The sequence below is a fragment of the Wenzhouxiangella sp. YN9 genome, from assembly GCF_056324165.1.
The window spans coordinates 36,638-56,801 of sequence record NZ_JBJNIP010000059.1 but is presented as its reverse complement, the minus strand read 5'-3'; the positions used below and the strand labels follow the sequence as shown (position 1 = coordinate 56,801).

General features: G+C 64.1%; 17 protein-coding genes. 4 read left to right on the top strand and 13 right to left on the bottom strand.

Annotated elements, in window-relative coordinates; all coding sequences use genetic code 11:
* Nucleotides 1-174 precede the first annotated feature (174 nt).
* From ACEWQ0_RS02845 to ACEWQ0_RS02820, 6 genes are all read right to left on the bottom strand, one after another.
* On the bottom strand, nt 175-1,629 hold the full coding sequence (locus tag ACEWQ0_RS02845) for a tetratricopeptide repeat protein (protein ID WP_476484419.1): 1,455 nt from the start codon (nt 1,627-1,629) through the stop codon (nt 175-177).
* A 1-nt stretch (nt 1,630) separates the two neighbouring features.
* Nucleotides 1,631-2,236, bottom strand: a complete 606-nt coding sequence (locus tag ACEWQ0_RS02840) for an energy transducer TonB (RefSeq protein WP_476482676.1) — start codon at nt 2,234-2,236, stop codon at nt 1,631-1,633.
* The gene (locus ACEWQ0_RS02835; protein WP_476482675.1) at nt 2,233-2,643 is read right to left on the bottom strand and encodes an ExbD/TolR family protein; all 411 of its coding nucleotides are present in this window, start codon (nt 2,641-2,643) and stop codon (nt 2,233-2,235) included. Before ACEWQ0_RS02835 ends, ACEWQ0_RS02840 begins: the two co-directional genes overlap by 4 nt.
* A 15-nt stretch (nt 2,644-2,658) precedes the next feature.
* Nucleotides 2,659-3,627: a MotA/TolQ/ExbB proton channel family protein gene (locus ACEWQ0_RS02830; protein WP_476484418.1), complete on the bottom strand. Its 969-nt coding sequence runs from the start codon at nt 3,625-3,627 to the stop codon at nt 2,659-2,661.
* A gap of 27 nt (nt 3,628-3,654) precedes the next feature.
* Nucleotides 3,655-5,022 (bottom strand): MotA/TolQ/ExbB proton channel family protein, encoded by a 1,368-nt coding sequence (locus tag ACEWQ0_RS02825; protein WP_476484417.1) that lies wholly within the window; start codon nt 5,020-5,022, stop codon nt 3,655-3,657.
* A gap of 65 nt (nt 5,023-5,087) precedes the next feature.
* A complete protein-coding gene (locus tag ACEWQ0_RS02820) occupies nt 5,088-5,879 on the bottom strand; it encodes a DUF3450 domain-containing protein (RefSeq protein ID WP_476482672.1) in 792 nt (263 codons plus the stop codon).
* A 382-nt stretch (nt 5,880-6,261) separates the two neighbouring features.
* On the opposite strand from ACEWQ0_RS02820, the gene hemH reads away from it, so the two are divergent.
* Nucleotides 6,262-7,413: a ferrochelatase gene (gene hemH, locus ACEWQ0_RS02815; protein WP_476484416.1), complete on the top strand. Its 1,152-nt coding sequence runs from the start codon at nt 6,262-6,264 to the stop codon at nt 7,411-7,413.
* A 114-nt stretch (nt 7,414-7,527) separates the two neighbouring features.
* A complete protein-coding gene (gene recQ, locus ACEWQ0_RS02810; protein ID WP_476484415.1) occupies nt 7,528-9,348 on the top strand; it encodes a DNA helicase RecQ in 1,821 nt (606 codons plus the stop codon).
* A gap of 20 nt (nt 9,349-9,368) precedes the next feature.
* On the opposite strand, the gene ACEWQ0_RS02805 is transcribed toward recQ, so the two are convergent.
* The 3 genes from ACEWQ0_RS02805 to ACEWQ0_RS02795 form a co-directional block, all read right to left on the bottom strand.
* Entirely contained in the window at nt 9,369-9,743 is a 375-nt protein-coding gene (locus tag ACEWQ0_RS02805) for a DUF6164 family protein (RefSeq protein ID WP_476484414.1), read from the bottom strand.
* A gap of 35 nt (nt 9,744-9,778) precedes the next feature.
* A complete protein-coding gene (locus tag ACEWQ0_RS02800) occupies nt 9,779-11,197 on the bottom strand; it encodes a M20/M25/M40 family metallo-hydrolase (protein WP_476484413.1) in 1,419 nt (472 codons plus the stop codon).
* A 128-nt stretch (nt 11,198-11,325) separates the two neighbouring features.
* Nucleotides 11,326-11,823 (bottom strand): RNA pyrophosphohydrolase, encoded by a 498-nt coding sequence (locus ACEWQ0_RS02795; RefSeq protein WP_476482667.1) that lies wholly within the window; start codon nt 11,821-11,823, stop codon nt 11,326-11,328.
* A 73-nt stretch (nt 11,824-11,896) separates the two neighbouring features.
* Between ACEWQ0_RS02795 and ACEWQ0_RS02790 the strand changes: the two genes are divergently transcribed.
* On the top strand, nt 11,897-12,868 hold the full coding sequence (locus tag ACEWQ0_RS02790) for a FecCD family ABC transporter permease (RefSeq protein ID WP_476482666.1): 972 nt from the start codon (nt 11,897-11,899) through the stop codon (nt 12,866-12,868).
* Nucleotides 12,865-13,674, top strand: coding sequence for an ABC transporter ATP-binding protein (locus ACEWQ0_RS02785; protein ID WP_476482665.1), 810 nt, complete (start codon nt 12,865-12,867; stop codon nt 13,672-13,674). The genes ACEWQ0_RS02790 and ACEWQ0_RS02785 overlap by 4 nt, the downstream gene beginning before the upstream one ends.
* Nucleotides 13,675-13,687: 13 nt before the next feature.
* On the opposite strand, the gene ACEWQ0_RS02780 is transcribed toward ACEWQ0_RS02785, so the two are convergent.
* From ACEWQ0_RS02780 to ACEWQ0_RS02765, 4 genes are all read right to left on the bottom strand, one after another.
* Nucleotides 13,688-14,734, bottom strand: coding sequence for an efflux RND transporter periplasmic adaptor subunit (locus ACEWQ0_RS02780; RefSeq protein ID WP_476484412.1), 1,047 nt, complete (start codon nt 14,732-14,734; stop codon nt 13,688-13,690).
* Nucleotides 14,735-14,748: 14 nt separating this feature from the next.
* The gene (locus ACEWQ0_RS02775; protein WP_476482663.1) at nt 14,749-17,817 is read right to left on the bottom strand and encodes an efflux RND transporter permease subunit; all 3,069 of its coding nucleotides are present in this window, start codon (nt 17,815-17,817) and stop codon (nt 14,749-14,751) included.
* 108 nt (nt 17,818-17,925) lie between these two features.
* Entirely contained in the window at nt 17,926-19,143 is a 1,218-nt protein-coding gene (locus ACEWQ0_RS02770; protein WP_476484470.1) for a multifunctional CCA addition/repair protein, read from the bottom strand.
* Between the two features lie 25 nt (nt 19,144-19,168).
* A complete protein-coding gene (locus ACEWQ0_RS02765) occupies nt 19,169-20,125 on the bottom strand; it encodes a complex I NDUFA9 subunit family protein (protein ID WP_476484411.1) in 957 nt (318 codons plus the stop codon).
* Between the last annotated feature and the right edge of the window lie 39 nt (nt 20,126-20,164).

Below are 20,164 nucleotides of genomic sequence, written 5' to 3'. Positions count from 1 at the left end.
ACCACCAGCAACCGTATGTCCAAGTCAAGTCTGCCAGGCGAATACGGCCCCGGCGGTTCAGGGACTATCAGGTCTGCGGGGGTGATACAAGAAAAAGGCCCGATCCGGTGTCGGATCGGGCCTTTCTCGCTTCCATCAGTGGAACTTGAAGCCGGCAGAGTAAACGCTGGGGAATCAGTCGTTGTCGGACTCTGAATCCTCATTGTTGCCGTTGCGTTCGGCTTCTTCCTCGGCTTCGACTTCGGCAAGCAGCTCCTTGCAGGACTGGCTCAACTCATTGCCGGCCAGCTGGCGGGCACGGCAGCCGGTAATCCGGCGCTCGCGAGCGCTGGCCGCGATCTCTGCTTGCTGTTCTTTTTCCAGCGACGCCTGGCGCGCTTCGGTCTTGTTGATGGCGTCGATATAGGTGCGCCATTCCTGCGCCTGCCGTCGGGTGGACTGGCTTTTTGCCGCCTGCGCGAAAGCTTCGTCAGCGCGCATGCGCTGTGCCCGCTCGCCCGGCTCGGCCTGATTGAAGCGCGCCGTGCCCAGCAGCAACCACGCCTCTGCGCGTTTGTCAGCGTCGAGCCCGCCCTTGTCAAGGGCCTGAACCAGAGCGTTTTCGGACTTTTCATAGTCCTCGCTGGCGAGCAGCGACTGCCCCAGACGGAAATAGAGATCGCCGTCTTCCGACATGCGCGCCGCCCGGCGCAGCACCGGAATGGCCTTCTTGTGCTCTCGTGCCTGCGCCCAGAGCTGGGAAAGCAGCTCCAGGTTGTCGACGTTTTCCTCGACATTGCCCGCTTCCATTTCCTTTTCCAGCAGCGTCCCGGCCCGATACGCATTCTGGAAGGTCGAGTAGTACTGCGCCAGAACGATGATGTCGCTTTCGCTTTCAATCAAGCCGTTGAGGTAGGCGGCCTCGAGCGTAGCAAAGGCTCTCTCGTCTTCTCCCTGCTCGGTGTAGATCGAAGCCAGCTGACGCCAGTAGGAAAGGCTGTCAGGCCAGATCGAAACCATTTCCTGCAGCAGATCGGCTCGTTCTGCCGGCATGTCCAGGCGCGAAAGCAGCACGTTCTTCAGATCGTAATAGCGCTTTTCCGGCTCCGGAGCCATGTCGATCGCCCGGCTGATGTGCGGCAGCGCCTCGCGCGTCTGGTCGGTGTTGTAGTAAGCGGCAGAGAGCATGAAGTACGCGCTGTGCTTCGGCGACACACCTTCACCGGCCATCCACTCCTCGAAATAGCGAATCGCTTCCTCATACTGCTCGGAAACGAAATGGAGCTGGGCCACGTTGAAGCGCAGCTGATTCTGCGTTTCCGCGTTGAGGGCGTCCAGGCGCAGCGCTTCGGAAAAATCACTCAGAGCGGCGTCGACATTCTCGAGGTTGATATTGGTCGAGCCACGCACCTGAAGCACGGTCGCCCGATCGAAGGGCTTCATGTCCTCGAAGCGGCTCATCATCTTGTTCAGGGCTTCCAGCGCCTGATCGTATTCCTCTTCAGTGAAGAATTCATACGCATCCGACAGCGCCTGGGCAACGCGCGGGTTGAGGGTCTGCTTTTCCTGCCCCCAGACCGGGCTGGCCAGCATGATGAGCCCGATGCACAGCAGGGTGCAGCGCGCCAGTCCTTTCGATAGCAAGCTCACGCTATTCCTCCAGAGTGAAATCGAGTGCAGTACGCACGCCAAAACGCGGCTGCGCTACTTCATCCACGATCTTCGGCTGATACTTCCAACGCTCGACCGCTCGCACGGCGGCGCGATTCAGGCACGAATTGGTGCTGTCGATCACCTCGGCGTTGACCACGCGGCCTTCCGGGGTCACGTCGAACTCCACCACCACCGTCTCTCTTGCATCGGCCCGCGCCATGCAGCGCTGCGGATACTGCGGCGGAATGCGCACCAGGGGCTGAGCGTCGCGGTCGGGGTTGAAGCCGCCACTGCCGATATCAACGTCGACGTTCGAAAGATCGGGCAGCTCGCCGACCTGGCCGGAAATTTCCGGGCGGAAGCTCTGATCCGTCACCATCGGCGGCGGCGGCGGCGGCTGATCGAGCACCGGACGTTCGATGTCCTGCTGCGCCTGTTGGATCGTGTCCTTGATCTGACGCGTGATGTTGATCTGCACCGATTTGTCTTCGCTGAGCTGAACGTCCTGCTGGGTCGAAATGACCGAGGCCAGCAGCAGGAACAGCGCTACGGTGACGAGAATGGCAACCGGCGAGCCGATCGCAATGCGTAGGAAGTTATTCATGACTTCTTTGTCGAAACTGCAACAGTATCGTCAACACCAGCGGCTCGCAGCTGTTGCAGCACCTCTACCAGGTACCGGCTGTGAGCAGCGCCGTCGGACTGGATCACCGCACTGCCGCGCGGGTTCTCGCGGCGCAGCCGCTCGACGGCCGCGCGCACCCCGTCCAGGGGCACTTCCTTGTTGTTGATCCAGATTTCATTGCTTTCGTTGATCGCGACCAGTACGGAGACCAGGCGTTGGTCTTCGGCCGTCTGGGCTGACGGCTTCTCTACCTCAACGCCCGGCTCCTTGATGAAGGTTGCCGTCACGATGAAGAAGATCAGCATGATGAACACGATATCCAGCAGCGGCGTGACGTTGACGTCATCATCACCACCGGAACCGGCCCTGCGTGTACGTCTACTCATAAAATCTCACCTGATCTACTGGCTGGCGCCCTGAATGGCCAGGGCAGGATCCACACCGGCCTGGCGAGCCTGATCGAGCACCAGTACCGTCGTGCTGACTTCCGACTCCGGTGCGGCATTGAGCAGCACCACGCCGCGGGGCTCTTCAGCCTTGAACGCTTCGATCACCGACTTGACCGATCGCGGGTCGATGGTGCGCGCATCGTCCACGCGCACAAAGCCGTCGGTCTGCACGCTCAGGAGCAAGGTTGGCGGCGGTCGCGTCGGCTCATCGGGCGGATTGTCCTGCGGTGATTGCAGGCTCAGGCCCGACTCATCCAGAAACGTGGTCGTGACGATGAAGAAGATCAGCAGAATGAAGACGATATCGAGCAGCGGGGTGATATCGACTTCCGCGTCGTCCATCTCCTCGCCACTCAGGCGTCGCGAGGAGCCCAGCCCCATCGCCGAATCCACATTCAGGTCTTCGGAGATGTTGGTTGTCACGGCCTCGTTGCGGCGATCGATATAGCTCATCGCGAACACACCGGTCAGCGATACCGCCAGTCCGGTCATGGTCGGGATGGTGGCTCGCGAAATACCGGCCGCCATCAAGCGCGCGTTCGATGCCCCGGTGTCGGTAATCACCTGGAACACCTCGATCATGCCGGTGACGGTACCGAGCAGGCCGAGCAGCGGGGTGATCATGATCAGCGCCTTGATCACACTCAGGTTGCGTTCGTTCTCGACCTGAACTTCGGACACCAGCCGTTCACGGTACATGTGAGCGCTCCAGCTGCTGCGATCGCTTCGATCCTGCCAGCGCTGGACCTGGCTGCGACAGTAGCGCGGCGCGGTCAGAAAGTAATAGATGAAGCGCTCGCTGATCAACAGCCACAGCACGAGGGTACTGATCAGCAGCGCTAGCACCACAGGCCCGCCGGCCTCGAGGTACTCACGGAGCACCTCGAGGGCGGTAGCGGGATTCAGCAGTTCAGAAAACACGGTTCAGAAACCTCTCTGTTGACTGCGTTACTTGCGGTCGCCGGCTTCGGCCACGTAGCTGACCGACTGTTCCTCGAGGGTCTGCGACAGGCGCCGCGATGCCCCGGCAGCAAAGGCGTGCAGCAGCAGCAGCGGAATCGCGGCAATCAGACCCAGAACCGTGGTGATCAGCGCCTGCGAGATACCGCCAGCCATGAGCTTGGGATCGCCGGTACCAAACAGGGTGATGGCCTGGAAGGTGACGATCATGCCGATGACGGTACCCAGCAGCCCCATCAGCGGGGAGGCCGCGGCCAGCACCTTGATCAGGTTGAGGCCACGCTCGAGCTTGGGAATCTCCTTGAGAACGGCGTCGTCGAGGTGCAGCTGAAGCGCTTCGAGATCTTCGCCCTTGTAGCGCTGGTAGACCTCCATGATGCGGCCCAGCGGGTTGCCGCTGGACGGCTCGGATGAACGCATCTGGGCCTTGACCCGCATGGAGGTGATCATCAGCATGCCCCAGCGCACCAGCGCCAGCAGGATACCGAAGATGGCCACGAAGATGATGATGTAGCCGATCCAGCCACCCTGATCGACGCGCTCACGCAGGGTGGGCGTTTCGATGACCAGGCCCAGCAGACTGCCCAATGAGGGGTCGACCATGCCGCGCACCACACCCGAGCCACTGTGGTTGTAGACGCGCTTGGCAGCGGCTACGGCGCCGCCGCCGGGCTGGCGCGCCAGATAACGCAAGGCCTCGTTGTTGTTGATCAGGTAACCCTGCTCGGTAAAGGCCGCAAACGGGCCGATACGGACCACCTCTTCCTGCCTGGACTGGTTGTCGTTGCCAATCACCGAGGCGTCATAGCGCACGACCTTACCCTGCTCACCAATTTCCTGAAGCATGGTGAACCACAGCCCTTCGAGCTGCTCGATGGTGGGCAGTGAGTCGGCCTGCGCGATCTCGCTGAGCTCTTCGCCACGATTGGGGAACTGCGTGGAAATCAGCGAATCGGCCAGCTGCTCGTCCATGTCGGCAGCCGCAGCACGCGCGGCACCGAAAAGCTCGCCGAACTCGCCCTGACGCTCGTTGAGCTGCGCACGGAGCTCATCGATCTCACGGTCGAGCTCGTTGCGCAGACGCTCCAGGCGGCTGGCTTCGTTTTCGGCTTCGGCGACCTGATTCTGCGCCCGGTTGAGCTCCTGCTCGCGATTGGCCTGCATGTTGCGGAAGCGCTGTTCGCGCTCGCGGTTGGCCTCGGCCACCTGCTGACGTTCCTGCTGCATGGTACGCAGCACGTCATCAAGCGTCTGCGGCTCGGATTGCGCCATCGTCACGGCCGGGGCAAGGCCGACCAGCGCGATCAGTGCGGCCATGCCGAGCCTGGCCGTGCGATTCGTGAATCTGGAAATCATGGTGTCCCTGCCGGTTTCTACGGATTTGGCTTGTTTGTCGTCGGAATACATTGAGTCTGCCTCCCTCACTCTGCGGCCTGGGGCGCGGTGACCGGAATGAACATCAGGTCCGGCGGGGTTTGCTCGTTGGCGATGCGGATCGCGTCACGAATCGCGGGCTGATAGGACTTGTCGAGATCGACCCAGCTGTCACTATCGGCGTCATAGCGCTTGAGCATCTGCCAATCATCACTGCGCACGACCAGCAGCACCCGGCCCACCTTGAGAAACTCGACGTTCTCGTATTGTGTGCCGTCGATTTCGATGTCGTCACGGTAGGCTTCGAGGGTGCGACCGTACTCGTTCTCGATCTGGTAGGCCTCGACGATCAGGCGATATCGCTCCGCCGGCGAGCGCGACGCGCTGTTCATTATTTCCTCGAGGCGCTCGACGCGGTCATGGCGCTCGTCTCTGAGGAAAGGCAGGTCAGCGGCCACCAGTCTGGAAAGCGCCTTGACCATGTCTTCCATCAGCGGCTGTACCGCGCGCTGCAGGCTGGCGATGTTGTCGATATCGTTGGTCAACGACTCGATCTCCCGCCGCTGCGCCTCGACCTGGCGACGCTGCGATTCGTTATAGCGATCGAGCTGCTCAAGCTGCTTGAGGCTGGCGCGGTAGCGATTCATCAACTCCTGCGTGCGTTCGTCGATGTCGTCGATGCGCTCCTGAGACTGGCTGGTCGCCTGCGCCATCTGGCGGCTGGTCTCGATTACCGGCTCGACCTCCTGCGCGAAAACGCTGAGGCTTGCCAGCAGGAGGAGGCCTCCGGTGATGGCGCTGCCGAGGCCGGGGAAATATCGTTTGCTCAGTATGTTCATGCCCAGATCATCGTGTGGTTTGAGTTGACAGATTCGAAAGGCTGCCCAATAGGGGTGCCCGAAAGGGAAAACATTCTACGCAGGTCTGATCCGAGAACGCAAGGGCGACTTTCAATTTCCCTCAACCCCCGTCACTACGGGCTTTTGCGCGGATAAAGCCGATTCCTGCCGCCCCCTCTGCAAGTGCCGACAGCCCCAATTTAATCTGCACACCTAATCTCAAAAGCATATTTTTATGGCTATATCTGTCACGCGGCAGCGACCTTAATTGAACCGCGTCGATACCTGCCACGACGTCCCGGCACGCACGGCTTGTCTCCTCCTCACGCGGCAAAAGTTACAATCTCGCCAAAGCTTTTCATCAAAGGATTCGCAAAAGGCCATGCCCCCAGCCACCGATTCACTGGTCAACACGATCGATGCGACCCGCCAGGTCAATGCCCACCGCGAGGCCGCGCGCGCGGCGGTACTGCTGGTCAATCTGGGTACGCCGCAAGCGCCCACGGCCGCGGCGCTGCGCCCGTATCTCAAGGAGTTTCTCTCCGACCGCCGCGTGATCGAAGCACCGAAGCTGCTCTGGTGGCTCATCCTGCACGGCTATATCCTGCCGTTTCGCTCGCCGCGGTCGGCGCAAGCCTATGCGCGTATCTGGACGGATCAGGGCTCGCCCCTGCTGATCAACAACCGCAAGCTCGCCGACGCCCTGGCGGCCCGGTTCCAGAGCGACCTGCCGCGCGTCAAGGTGCTGCTGGGCATGACCTACGGTCAGCCCGATATCGATTCGGCGATCGATCAGCTGCGGCGTCAGAACATTCAGCGCCTGCTGGTTCTGCCGCTGTATCCCCAGTATTCGGCGACCACCACCGCGGCCGCATTTGATCAGGTCACCGACTCGCTCAAGCGTCTGCGCTGGCTGCCGGAAGTGCGCTTCATCAACGATTACCACCACGATGAGGGCTGGCTGTCGGCGCTGACCGAGTCGATTCGCCGCTTTCGGGCAGGCAATGAAAAAGCCGACAAGCTGCTGTTTTCCTTCCACGGCATTCCCAAGCGCAACCTGCTGGCCGGCGACCCCTATTACTGCCAGTGTCAGGCCAGCGCCCGCGAGATTGCCCGGCGACTGCAGCTGCCTGACGATGAGTGGGAGGTCAGCTTCCAGTCGCGGCTGGGACGTGCCGAATGGCTCAAACCCTACACCGACAAGACGCTCGAAAGGCTTGCCCAACAGGGCGTCAAGAAGCTGCAGGTGGTGTGCCCGGGCTTCTCGATCGACTGCCTTGAAACGCTGGATGAAATCGCTTTCGAAGGACGCGAGGAATTCATTGCCGCCGGGGGCGAGTCGCTGGACTACATTCCCTGCCTCAATGAGTCATCCGGACACGTCGAGGCGCTTGCCGAGCTGTGTCGCCGTCACGGTCAGGGCTGGCCGGAGTTCGCCGGCGGTCGGGACGCCGGCGAATCGGAACTGGCCGCGCGCATCGAACGCGCCGGACAGGCAGCCGAGCAGCTTGGCCTGACTCGCCAGCAAGGCTGACGTTCGACCGCGTCGGAATCGCACCCCGCGGCGGGGAAAACTGCCGGCCCTCGACGCCGTGCTTTGTGGCAGGCTGTCAGTCAGCATGATCACTTTTTGTTCGCACATCAATCGATGAGCATCGTCGCCCGGGAAGCCTCGTCGTATTCGCCCGAGGAGCTGCTGCGCCAGGTCTTCGGGTACGAGGCGTTTCGCGGCCGTCAGCGCGAGATCATCGAGCACGTCAGCGTCGGCGGGCACGCGCTGGTACTGATGCCCACCGGCGGCGGCAAGTCGCTGTGTTATCAGATTCCGGCGCTGATGCAGCCCGGCACCACGATCGTGGTTTCTCCCCTGATTGCGCTGATGCGCGACCAGGTCGAGGCGCTGACCCATCACGGCGTGGCGGCCGCGGTGCTCAACTCCTCGCTCGACGCCGAGACCCGTCAGCAAACCGAACAGGCGCTGGTCGACGGCCGGCTCGATCTGCTCTACATCGCGCCCGAGCGTCTTTTGCGCGCATCCACCCTGAACCTGCTCGCACGCTGCCGGATCAACCTGTTCGCCATTGACGAAGCGCATTGCGTTTCGCAGTGGGGCCACGACTTCCGCCCCGAATACCTGAAGCTGGGCATATTGGCGGAGCGCTTTCCGGAGGTTGCGCGAATTGCGCTGACGGCCACTGCCGATGAGCGCACGCGTGAGGAAATCGTCGCGCAGCTGCTTGGCCGCAGCGCGCGCGTTTTTGTCGACAGCTTCGACCGGCCCGGCATCCGCTACACGGTGGGCCTCAAGCGCAACGCCCGCCAGCAGCTGCTGACTTTCATCCAGCGCCGCCATCCCGGTCAATCCGGCATTGTCTACTGCTTTTCCCGCCGCAAGAGCGAGGAAACTGCCCGCTGGCTGGCGCAGCAGGGACTGGAGGCCCTGGCCTATCACGCCGGCATGGACGCAGGCGATCGCCAGGCGGCGCAGGATCGCTTCATCAAGGAAGACGGCCTGATCATCTGCGCCACCATCGCTTTCGGCATGGGCATCGACAAGCCCGACGTGCGCTTCGTCGCCCACCTCGACCTGCCCAAGAGCATCGAGTCCTACTATCAGGAGACCGGCCGCGCCGGGCGCGATGGGCTGCCGGCCGACGCCTGGATGGTCTACAGCCTGTCGGATGTGGTGCGCATCCGCCAACTCCTGGCCCAGTCCAGCGCTGGCGACGACAAGAAAAAGCTCGAGCGTGACCGGCTGGAGGCCCTGCTGGCCTACTGCGAACAGGCTGGCTGTCGGCGACCGTCCCTGCTGGGCTACTTCGGCGAAGCTCATCCCGGCAACTGCAACCACTGCGACAACTGCGAGCACCCGCCGGAGACCTGGGACGCCACCGAGCCGGCGCGCATGGCGCTGTCCTGCGTTTTCCGTACCGGACAGCGTTTCGGCGCCGGCCACGTGATCGACGTGCTCAGCGGCAAAACCAGCGAACGCATCGAGCAGCTTGGCCATGATCGTCTCAGCACCTGGGGTATCGGCAGCGACATCGACCGCGCCACCTGGCATTCGGTGCTGCGCCAGCTGCTGGCCGCCGGCCATCTGGTGCCCGATCCGGAAGGTCACGGCGGGCTTCAGCTCGGCCCTGACTGCCGCGCGCTGCTGCGCGGCGAGACCAGCATCGAGATGCGACGCGATACGGTGCCCTCCAGCCGCCGCAAAAGCCGCTCGAGCAAGCCGGTCGATGTCGATACCGAATCACCGCTGTGGCAGGCGCTCAGGCGCTGGCGTCTGGAAACTGCCCGCGCGGAAGAAGTGCCGCCCTACGTGATCTTTCACGACGCAACGCTGGCGGCCATCGTCGAGTCGCGCCCGCAAACGCTTGACGAGCTGGCCAGCATCAGCGGGGTCGGCGAGCACAAGCTCGCCCGCTACGGTGAAGCGGTGATCGAAACGCTGGCGACCGTCAGCTGACGGCACTCAACCCCCCGTTCTCAGCCTCCGGCGCGGAAAAACACCACCACCGGGGCAAACAGCACCATCAGAATGAACACGCTGCCGGCAATGACCAGCAGCGCCTTCAGTGGATGGCGCCGGATCGCCGAGAGCAGCGTATCGGCCCTGCCCTGTGCCTGCGCCGCCTGCCATTCCGACCGGGCGCGGACTCGGCGCTGCGCCTGATAGTCATCCATCAACTCCCGCGCCCGAGCGTAGTCGTTGGCATGCCGCAGCCAGATGCCACCGGCGGTGATGCCCAGCGGGCCCGGCGGGGTGTCGTAGCACTCGATGCCGTGCGCGGCCATGAGCTCGCGCACGTCCTCGATTTCATCCTCGGGCACATTCCGCAGGTTGAGAAGCAGTCGAGACATGGATCAACCGCGTCGATCAGGGCAAGCGCTCGTTTTCATTCCGCGCTTTCGCCCTGTTCGGACAGAATGGTCTGACCGGAACCGAAGCTCATCGGGGCCTGCGCGCCGAGCCACGCCAGTACGGCATAGGCCGCAGCGTTCTGCGCCAGCGCTTCAGGGTCGATCTTGTCGAGCGTGTCGTTGGCGGTGTGGTGGTAGTCAAAATAGTCGGTGCCGTCCTGGTGCAGATCGATCGCCGCCACCCCCAGAGGGCTGGCGGGCGAGAAGTCAGGCCCGCCGGAAGCCTGACGGCCGCCGAGCTCGATTCCCAGCGGCGCCAGCTCGGCCTGAATGGCTTCGATGACCGGCCAGGCGGCTTCCTTCACCCGGGCGCTGATGGCGTAGATTTCGCCGACCCCAAAATCGGACTCGGCAACAAGCTGGTAATCGGCGATGGCGTCCTCGCGCGCTTTTGCCCAGGCGCGACCGCCCCACAGGCCGATTTCTTCGGCGGCAAACAGGATCACGCGAATCGAGCGGTCGGGCTGCGCATCGGCGGCCATGATCAGCCGCGCGGCCTCGGTCACGATGGCCACGCCCGCGCCGTCGTCAATCGCGCCGGTACCCACGTCCCAGGAGTCCAGATGCGCACCGATGGCGACAACCTCCTCGGGCTTCTTCGCGCCGGTGATCTCGGCGAATACGTTCTGCGAGGTATACGATTCGATTGTCTCGGCATTAACCTCCACCCGGATCCGCACCGGCTGATCAGCGGCCATCAGGCGCTCGAGCTGATCGGCATCGGGATTGGAAATGGCGACTGCCGGCAGCATGGGCTCATCCGGATCGAAGCGTTGCATCCCGGTGTGGGCAAAGCGGTTATCAGAGGTCCCGATTGAACGGATAACCAGCGCCTTGCCGCCCTTGCTGGCGGCCACGCGACTGCCCATCGAGCGCGCAGCCACGGCGGGACCGTAGCCCGCGCCCGAGCGGGTACGCTCCATGCGATTGCGAATGAACACGATGCGATCGACCACTTCGGCCGGATCGGCCGCTTGCAGCGCGGCGAGGTCATCGAACATCACCACCTCGGCCTCGACGCCACCGGCTGGCGTGGCCGGTGAAAAGCCCAGCGCCAGGCTGACCAGCTCCTGCGGTGCCGGTGAGACGATTTCAGTGCGCTCGAAGCCGCGGCGCCAGACGGGAAATCTCGCCGGCTCGGTCCATACTCGGTCGAAACCCATGCTTTCGAACAGGTCCACGGCCCATTCGACCGCGCGGGCGTCGGCATCGCTGCCGGCCATGCGCGGGCCAATGCGCGTCGTCAGGTCGGCCACGATCTCGAAACCGCCGTCGCCAGCCAGACCGGCCTCGCGCAGCTCGGCGGCGACGGCCAGGTCCTGCCCGGAAAAGGTTTCGGCGGCGAGCGGACCGGCCAGCAACAATGCCGCGGTCATGCAAAGCATGCGTTTCATGTCAACAACTCCTTGGGTAACAATCAATTGGCAGACGATCGGGGGCCGCGGGCCGGATCAATATCCAGAGCAAATTCGGGCGTCGCGGGCGATGGCGACGCCGCCAGTCCCGGCCACTCGGCCCGGCCTCAAACCCGCTGCCGAAGGTTGGGGATTTCCGACCACAGCGGCTCGAGATGTTCAAGCGCGCGGACATAGACCCGACGCTTGAACGGAATCACGTGGCGTACCGGATACCAGAAATCGACCCAGCGATAGCGGTCGAACTCTGGCTTGTCCGCTGCTTCCAGATCAAAGGCCTCATCTCCGGCCAGAAAGCGCAGCAGGAACCAGACCTGCTTCTGCCCGACACACACGGGTCTTTGATGACGCCGCCGGTAACGTCTTGGCAAGCGATAACGGAGCCAGCCCGGCGTCTGCCCTAGCAACTCGACGTGATCGGGCAAGAGCCCGGTTTCCTCTTCCAGCTCACGGTACATTGCCTCGATGGGCGTCTCATCGGTGTTCATGCCGCCCTGCGGGAACTGCCAGCCATCCTTGCCGGCACGGCGCGCCCAGAAGACACGCCCATCTTCCCGAGCCAGCACAATACCCACATTGGGCCTGAAACCGTCCGGATCGATCATGGTGATGGTCCGCGCGGCCAGCTATCATACCGGGCCGCTAAAGTATTCAACTGTCTCGAATGGTAATCAATTCATGGCGCGCGCACCAGTCACGAAAAAGCTGATCGCCTGGGCAGCGCTGCTTACCCTGCCGCCGGCGGCCCTGCTGCTGGCTGCCAGCTGGGGCAGCAGCGGCTGGGTCTGGCCTTTCGCGGCCAACGAGGCCATGCAGCGCGTCATCGGCGAGCTGCGCATTCCCCGGGCGATCGCGGCGCTGGTCACCGGTGCCCTGCTTGCCCAGGCCGGCTGTCTGATGCAAGTATTGCTGCGCAACCCCCTGGCCGATCCCTACGTGCTCGGCCTGTCCGGCGGCGCGGCGGCATTTGCCCTGATCGGGATGAGCCTGGGCCTGAGCTTTCTACCGATACCGGTGCTGGCTTTTGCCGGTTCGCTGCTGACCATGATCATCGTATTCGTGCTCGCGCGCGGTCGCGGCGCCTGGAGCACAACGCGCGTGCTGCTGACCGGCGTGGTCGTCGCCGCCGGTTGGGGTGCAGTCATTTCGCTGATTCTGGCAACCGGGCCGGACGGCAGCCTGCGCTCGATGCTCTACTGGCTGATGGGAGATCTGAGCTACACCAGCCTGTCGGCCTGGTGGCTGCTGCCACTGGTGACTGGAATCGGCTTGCTATGGCTGCGCGCGCGTAGCCTCAACGTCCTCAGCGGCGGCGAGCTGCAGGCCGCCCTGCTGGGCGAGTCCGCGCGCGCGCGCTTCTGGGAAATTTATGTGGTCGCCTCGCTGCTGACGGCGCTGGCGGTGTCCCTGGCCGGTGCCATCGGGTTCGTCGGCCTGATCGTGCCGCATCTGATGCGCTTGCTGGTCGGTGCCGACCACCGGGTACTGCTGCCGGCCTCGGCCTTGTTCGGAGGTGGATTTCTGGTACTGGCCGACACGGCTGCACGCAGCCTGCTCGGCCCACGCCAGCTGCCCGTCGGTGTGCTTACTGCATTGATCGGCGTGCCGCTGTTTCTGCTTCTACTCTATCGTGCAGCAAGGATCAGATGACCATCTATCCGTCGAGCAACAGCCCGCTGGTCGTCGAGGATCTCGACCTGCGCATTGGCTCGGTCAGCGTCGTACGCGATCTCAACCTGGCCGTCGGAAGGGGTGAGTTCTGGGGCCTGCTCGGCCCCAACGGGGTCGGCAAGACCACGCTGCTCAAGGCGCTGGCCGGCGTATTCAAGCCCGAACGCGGCGGCATTCGCCTCGACGGACAACGCATGGACGAGCGCCACCGCCGCGATATCGCACGCCGCCTGGGCATGCTGCCGCAACACACCCACTACGCCTTCGATGCGACCTGCCTGGAAACGGCAATGGTCGGTCGCCACCCGCATATCAAGCCCTGGGCCCGCGAGACCCGCGCCGACCAGGAGCGCGCCCGCGACGCGCTGGCCGATCTGGAAATGCTCGCGCTGGCCGAACGCAGCTGCATGGACCTTTCCGGCGGTGAATCCCGTCGTCTGGCGCTGGCTACTGTACTGGTACAGAATCCGCAGGTGATGCTGCTCGATGAGCCCACCAACCACCTCGATCCGGCCAACCAGGTGACCATTCTCAACGTCCTGCATCGCCAGGTCGCCGAGCAGCGCAAGTCGGCGGTGATGGCACTGCATGAGGTCAATCTGGCTACCTGCTACTGCTCACATGTCCTACTGCTTTACGGCAACGGCGAATGGGATGCTGGCCCCGCCAGTAAATTGCTCACTGCCGAAAACCTGTCGCGCCTGTATCGCTGTCGGGTCCGCCTGGTCGACGATGGCCGTCAGCGCGTATTCGCGGTCGCCGGCGGCCTGAATGCTACAAAATGAGTGGCGGGATACACTAGCTCTTCTGGATATCGACTGATTGACCGTCACGCAGACGCTCGTTGCCTCGCACCACAACCTGATCACCGGCCTGAACCGGACCGGCGACTTCAATCCAGTCGCCTTGACCAATGCCGGTCGAGACCGTGGCGCGCCGTGCCGTGCCGTCTTCTTCGATGACGAACACCGCCGTGCCGGTGCCGCGCAGCACCAGCGCATCGCGCGGCACGGCAAGCACTTCACGCAGTCGGGCCGTTGGAATCGTCAAACGGGCGGTCTGGCCTACCGGCAGCGGCTGGGCAATGTCCAGACGCAGCTCGAAAACGTGCAGATCCTCGTTGCCGACGCTGACGACCGTCCGCAGCGGCGCGCTGAAGACCTGGCCCTCGGCATCCACCCTCAGTTCATCACCGGGCTGCACATAGCGGTAGTAGCGCAGCGGCGCGCGCGCCACCACTTCCAGATGATCGGGGTCGACCAGGCGCAGGATGCGCGTGCCGACACCTACCCGTTCGCCGGCCCGCGCCGCGCGTTCGACCACGACGCCCGCAAAGGGCGCGCGAACCCGCGTGCGCTCGATCTGGTCCTCAAGCTGGGCCAGGCGGGCGCGGGCGACAGCCAGGTCGCTGCCGGCCATATCGCGCTCCGAGCGTGTCTGGTCGATCTGGCTGATTGCTGCCAGGTTGGTTTCGGCCAGGCGCTGTACGCGATCGAGTTCGGTGTCGAGATACGCCAGCCGCGCCTCGCCGCGGTCGATCTGGGCTGCGAGCTCGGCGACGCGAAGCTTGAGCGTGGTGTCTTCGATGCGCGCGACCACGTCGCCTTTGGCCACCCGCGTGCCAACGTCGGCCACTTCCACGAGGCGGCCTTCAACCTCGGCTGACAAACCGGCATCCGAGCGCGACAGCACGGTACCGGCCACCTGCATGGTCGGCGCCATCTCGCGCTGCTGGGCCGGCACCACTTCCACGGTGGGCGCGGCGCCGAACTGCGCCCGAGCCGGATGCGTGAGCATCAGTGCGGCCAGCGCCATTGCGGCCAGCGCTGCGATCGATTTTCTCATTCGATGTCCTTTTGTCATGCCGGCACCACCTCGCCCTCGGCGGTGGCGTGCTGGTCTTCGTTGGCTCTCAGTAGCGAGGGCAGCAGCACCAGGGTAAACAGCGTGCTTACCGCCATGCCGCCGACGATCACCGCGGCCAGGCCGCGATACAGTTCCGTGCCCGCACCGGGCAATACCAGCAGCGGCAGCATGCCGAACACGCTGGTTGTCGTGCTCATCAGGATGGGTCGCAGACGCAGGCGCACGGCCGTTTCCACCGCTTCACGCCGGCTCAGCCCCTCCTCGCGTTCACCATCACGGGCGCGGTAGACCAGTAGAATGGCGTTGTTTACCACCAGGCCAAGCAGGATGACGAAGCCGATCATGGTCAGCATGTCCATCGCCTGGCCCGTAATCCAGCCGGTAATCCGCAGCGCGACAATGCCGCCGACGGTGGCCATCGGAATGGCCATGAGCACCAGAAGCGAGTCCCTGAAGGAGCGAAACAGCGCCGAGATCAGCAGGTAGAGAATCACGATTGCCAGCACAAAGCTGCCGATCAGGTTCGACAGGGTCTCATCCAGGGCCTCGGCCGTTCCGCGGTAGGTAATCACGCCGTCGGGCGGCAGGGCCTGGCGGATGGCCGGCTCGACCTCTTCTTGCAGAAAGGCCAGGGCCGTCTCCATCGGCATACCCGACGGCGGCGTGACCTGCAGGGACAGGGTGCGCTGCCGGTCGACGCGGCGAATCTGGTTGGGCCCGGCGGTGCGTTCGAGATCGGCCAGTTCACCCAGGGTGGCGATGCGGCCTGAAGGCGTGGAAAGCGGCATGCTCATCAGCTCCTCAGGCGTGACCCACTCCTGACCGCGCAGGATCACGTCGAGGCGGCGGTCGCCGTCGAAGTAGTCCCCGAGATACGCGCCGTTGCCGAAGGCCCGCACCAGGGTGGCGACATCGCCGCGGGTCCAGCCCAGCTCGGCAATCCGCCGGTCGTCCGGCTTGAGACGCAGTTCCGGCTCGGCCAGCTCGAGGCCGGGCTGTGGCCGGATGTTCGCCTCGGGCATTTTCTGCTCAATCAGCTCGAAGGCGAGTCGTCCTGCCCCGAGCAGCTCCTCAACATCGGCTGCCTGCAGATCGATATCAATGCGGCGACTGCCGCGCCCGCCAAAAATCGGCGAGCGGTTGGCGCGCCCGAAAGTGTCGGGAAAGCCGGTGAGAATCTCGTTGTTGACTACCGCCAGCAGCTCGTCGACCTGGTCCTCGTCGACGGCGCTCATGCCCAGAAAGGCCCCGGTGCCGAAAAACCCGAGAAAGGTAGTGGCGATCGCCGGCTCTTTGTCGCCGCGGATATAGGGCAGCATGCGCTCGTTGATCGGCTTGATCAGTTCCTCTTCGGCGGTATCGGGGCCCATGCCCGACGGCGTCTGCAGGAAACCGGAAATGAAGTTGCGCTTGCCTTCGGGCAGGTAGTCGGCCGGCGGCACGAGCAGCACGCCGATCAAAATGGGGATGATGGTCAGCCCGGCGACCCAGCCCCAGCGGCGGCGGGGCGTGTCGGTCAGGGTCATGATGAAGTCACTCGCCCGGCGCCACCAGTGGCCGTGGCGATCTTCGAGCCGGGCATCGCCGAGCAGGCGGTAGCTTGCCGTGGGCAGCACGACAATCGCCACCAGCAAGGAGCAGATGATGGCCGCCGAAATCACCACCGCCAGGTCGGCGAAAAGCTGGCCGGCCTCGTCCTGCAGGAAGATCACCGGCAAGAAGATGGCCACAGTGGTGGCCGTCGATGCCAAAAGCGCGCCCCAGACCTGGCCGGTGCCGCGGTCGGCGGCCTCGAGCGGGTCGCGGCCGTGCTCGCGCTGGCGTACGATGTTCTCGAGCACCACGATGGCCGCATCGAGCACCATGCCGGTAGCAAAGGCCAGGCCGGCCAGAGAAATGACGTTGAGGGTGCGGCCCACCCCATCGAGCACGAGGAAAGCGAAACACAGACACAGCGGGATGGCGAGCGCGACCATCAGGGTGGCGCGCAGCTTGCGGAAGAACCACCACAGCACCAGCACCGCCAGGCTCATGCCGACAATCAGGTTGGTGACCACCATGCTCACCGACTGGCGGATGTAGATGGTGTCGTCGCTGGACTGCTCGATTTCCAGGCCGGCCGGCGTGAGATGGCTGTCGCGCAGTTCGTCGACGGTCGCCTGAATATCGGCCATGACATCGAGCAGGTTCACGCCCGGTTCGGCAATCACATTCATGGCGATCGACGGCCCACCGTTTTGCGTCATCACGCCCGAAGAGTCGCGCATCACCCGTTCGACGCGGGCCACGTCGCGCAAGTAAACCGGCCGACCCTCGCGCCAGTCAAGCACCAGGTCCTCGAGATCGGCAATCTCGTACTGGCCGGCAAAGCGCAGCGTGTACTGGCGTCGCCCGACTTCCTGGAAGCCGCCGGAGACATCGTTGTTCTGCCCAAGGCGCTGGCCGATCCGAGTGAGATCCACGCCGATATTGGCTGCCTGATAAGGATCAAAGGTGATACGTACCTCGAACGGCCGCCCGCCGCGCGGATTGGCCGAGGACACGCCGGGGATGCGCTCGAGCCGCTCTTTGACGATCTCTTCGACGAAGTCCTGGTACTCGATGACCGGGCGGTTGTTGCCCGGCATCGGACGGATGGCAAACCAGGCCACGGTGTCGCCGAAGCGGTCGGAGCCCACGCGCACGGTCGGCTCGGTGACGTCGGCCGGATAGCGCGGCACCTGGTTCAAGCGGTTGATGACCTCGATGAGCGCGCGGTTGAGGTCTGCGCCGACGTCGAACTCCAAGTTGATCGAACCGCGACCCTGGCTGGCGGTGGCGGTCATGCGCTGCAGCCCCGGCACGTCGCGCAGCTGGTTTTCCTGCGGCTCGATGATCTCGGATTCGACCTCCGAAGGCGCAGCCGCGCGCCAGCCGGTAAAGATCGAGATCGTCGGGCGCTCGATATTGGGCGTCATCTGCACCGGCAGGCGAGACAGGCTCAAAAGCCCGAAGATCACCAGCAGAATGCAGCCGACGGCCACGGCCACCGGATTACTCAGGCCAAGTCGAGTCAAAGGCAAGTGGGTTTCTCCGCTATGTTTATTGTTCGGCTCGCGGGAGCCATCCCGCAGGGTCGATGATCAGGTGGACAACAGCAAGTCCGATTGGTGCCGTCAGATTTCTCAAAATCAGCTTCCTTGCTTCAGCTTTGTGATCTCCCTCACGCGTTCGGCATGAACTGCCCGGGCGATTGCCGGCCCCTCGAGGCCGCGTTCGACGAACGGTCGGGCATTCACGGCGGCGGCCGCGGCGTGAGCCCGGCGCAGAAAATCGGCCTGCGGATAGGGTTCGTTCTCACGACCCAGCCGCCCCCGCCGGTCAGCCTCGCAGGCCAGCAGGAAAGGCGCCAGGCGTTCGGGCCGCCGAAAGGCATCGAGCCGCTCGAACAGCCGCAGAACCGTTGCGGGCCTGAGCTCGAGCGCGCGGTGGGCGTGGAGATGATATTCGCCGACCAGCAAGGCCATGTCGCGGCACTCGACGCTTACGCGCAGGCGCTCGCAAACCGCTCGAATGGGCGCCAGCCCGGCTTTTTCGTGGCCGATATGCCGGGGCAGCTCGACTGCCGGCGTCAGGCCCTTGCCGAGATCGTGCACCAGCGCGGCAAAGCGCGCCGTCAGATCACCGCCCAGCCTGGCGGCCTGGTCAATCACCATCAGAGTGTGCACGCCGGCATCGATCTCGGGGTGATGCTCGGCCACCTGTGGGACGCCGAACAGCCGCTCGAGCTCGGGCAGAATCACCGCCAGCGCGCCGGTGTCGTGCAGCAGCTCGAAGCACTTCGAGGGCTGCGCTTCCATGAGCGCCGCAGACAGTTCCTGCCAGACGCGTTCGGGGACCAGGTGATCGACCTCACCGTCGGCCACCATGCGGCGGCAGAGCGCAAGCGTTTCTGCGGCGACGCCGAAGTCGGGAAAGCGCGCCTGGAAGCGCGCCAGCCTGAGAATGCGGACCGGGTCTTCGCGAAAGGCCGGAGAGACGTGACGCAGCACGCGATCTTTCAGGTCGCGGCGACCGCCAAAGGGATCGATGACCCGGCCTGTGACGTCTTCGGCCATGGCGTTGATGGTCAGATCGCGCCGCTCGAGATCCGCTTCCAGGGTCACCTCAGGGCCGGTGCGAAACACAAAACCGTGGTAACCGCGGCCGGCCTTGCGCTCGGTACGCGCCAGGGCATACTCCTCGCCCGTTTGCGGGTGCAGAAACACCGGAAAATCGCGACCAACGGGGCGAAAGCCACGCGCGTTCATGCATTCGGGCGTGGCCCCGACGACAACGTAGTCGGCATCCGCGGCCGGCCGGCCCAGCAGGCGATCGCGGACGACGCCGCCGACGCGATAGATTTCCAGCCCGGTCGTCGGATCGCCGCGCTGATCAGCCCCGCTCACGCCGGGCCTGACGGCGGAACTGCCGGTAGCGGGACTGCTTGTCGGTCGGCTTCAGCATCCGGGTTGCGCGCTCGGCCAGACCCCAGGGACGAATTCCGAGCTTCTTGAACCCGTTGCTCTCGCAGACGCTGTCGAGCTTGAGCGACTTGTAGTTGTCGCTGGAGAAGGGCTTGCCCGGAACGAAGTCGAAAATCAGGCCCTGCAGACGGGCAAGCGAATCGGGCAGGCCGACCACCAGACGCCTGAGCTCGAGCTGATCACGCTGCCAGCGAACGATATCGATCAGGGACCATTCCTCGGAGCCGCACAACTCGTAGACCCGGCCTGCATTGTCTTCGTCGAGCAGCACCCGCAGGAAGGCTTCGACCACATCATCGACGAAAACCGGGGCGAACTTCGCATTCGGGCGGGCCATCGGCAGTACGGGGCTGAGCTTCAGCAGGCCGGTAAAGCGATTGAGAAAGCTGTCGCCGGGACCGAAGATGGTCGAGGCGCGCAGAATGGTGCCAACCAGACGTCCATCACGTTGGGCCGCGCGCACGCGGGCCTCACCCTCGCCGCGGGTCCTGAGATAGTGGCTCTCGCCCCGCCCGGCATTGAGGCCGCTCATTTGAACCAGATGCGGTACGCCGGCGGCAACGCAGGCGTCAATGATGGTTTCGACCAGCTCGACATGCACGCGCCGGAAGCCGGCACCGCCGCGACCGCGCTCGTTGAGAATGCCGATCAGATTGATCGCCACATCATGGCCGCGCAGTTCTTCGGTCAGCGCCTCCGGATCGAAGGGATCGAACTGCCGGATCGTGGCCTGGGGTACCACCCACAGATGCTTGCAGCCCGGCGCGTAGCGCGTGGCCACCGTGACCTGATGCCCTTCGCGCGCCAGCCGGCGGGTCAGGTGCGAACCAACAAAACCAGAGCCGCCCAGAATCAGAACCTTCATGCTTACTCCAGCAGTGAACTGACGCCCATTCTACCGACC

Coding starts and splice junctions, on each gene's coding strand:
- ACEWQ0_RS02840 (WP_476482676.1), bottom strand. CDS start 2,236: ATGAATAACTTCCTACGCATTGCGATCGGCTCGCCGGTTGCCATTCTC.
- ACEWQ0_RS02835 (WP_476482675.1), bottom strand. CDS start 2,643: ATGAGTAGACGTACACGCAGGGCCGGTTCCGGTGGTGATGATGACGTC.
- ACEWQ0_RS02825 (WP_476484417.1), bottom strand. CDS start 5,022: ATGATTTCCAGATTCACGAATCGCACGGCCAGGCTCGGCATGGCCGCA.
- ACEWQ0_RS02820 (WP_476482672.1), bottom strand. CDS start 5,879: ATGAACATACTGAGCAAACGATATTTCCCCGGCCTCGGCAGCGCCATC.
- hemH (WP_476484416.1), top strand. CDS start 6,262: ATGCCCCCAGCCACCGATTCACTGGTCAACACGATCGATGCGACCCGC.
- recQ (WP_476484415.1), top strand. CDS start 7,528: ATGAGCATCGTCGCCCGGGAAGCCTCGTCGTATTCGCCCGAGGAGCTG.
- ACEWQ0_RS02805 (WP_476484414.1), bottom strand. CDS start 9,743: ATGTCTCGACTGCTTCTCAACCTGCGGAATGTGCCCGAGGATGAAATC.
- ACEWQ0_RS02800 (WP_476484413.1), bottom strand. CDS start 11,197: ATGAAACGCATGCTTTGCATGACCGCGGCATTGTTGCTGGCCGGTCCG.
- ACEWQ0_RS02795 (WP_476482667.1), bottom strand. CDS start 11,823: ATGATCGATCCGGACGGTTTCAGGCCCAATGTGGGTATTGTGCTGGCT.
- ACEWQ0_RS02790 (WP_476482666.1), top strand. CDS start 11,897: ATGGCGCGCGCACCAGTCACGAAAAAGCTGATCGCCTGGGCAGCGCTG.
- ACEWQ0_RS02785 (WP_476482665.1), top strand. CDS start 12,865: ATGACCATCTATCCGTCGAGCAACAGCCCGCTGGTCGTCGAGGATCTC.
- ACEWQ0_RS02780 (WP_476484412.1), bottom strand. CDS start 14,734: ATGAGAAAATCGATCGCAGCGCTGGCCGCAATGGCGCTGGCCGCACTG.
- ACEWQ0_RS02765 (WP_476484411.1), bottom strand. CDS start 20,125: ATGAAGGTTCTGATTCTGGGCGGCTCTGGTTTTGTTGGTTCGCACCTG.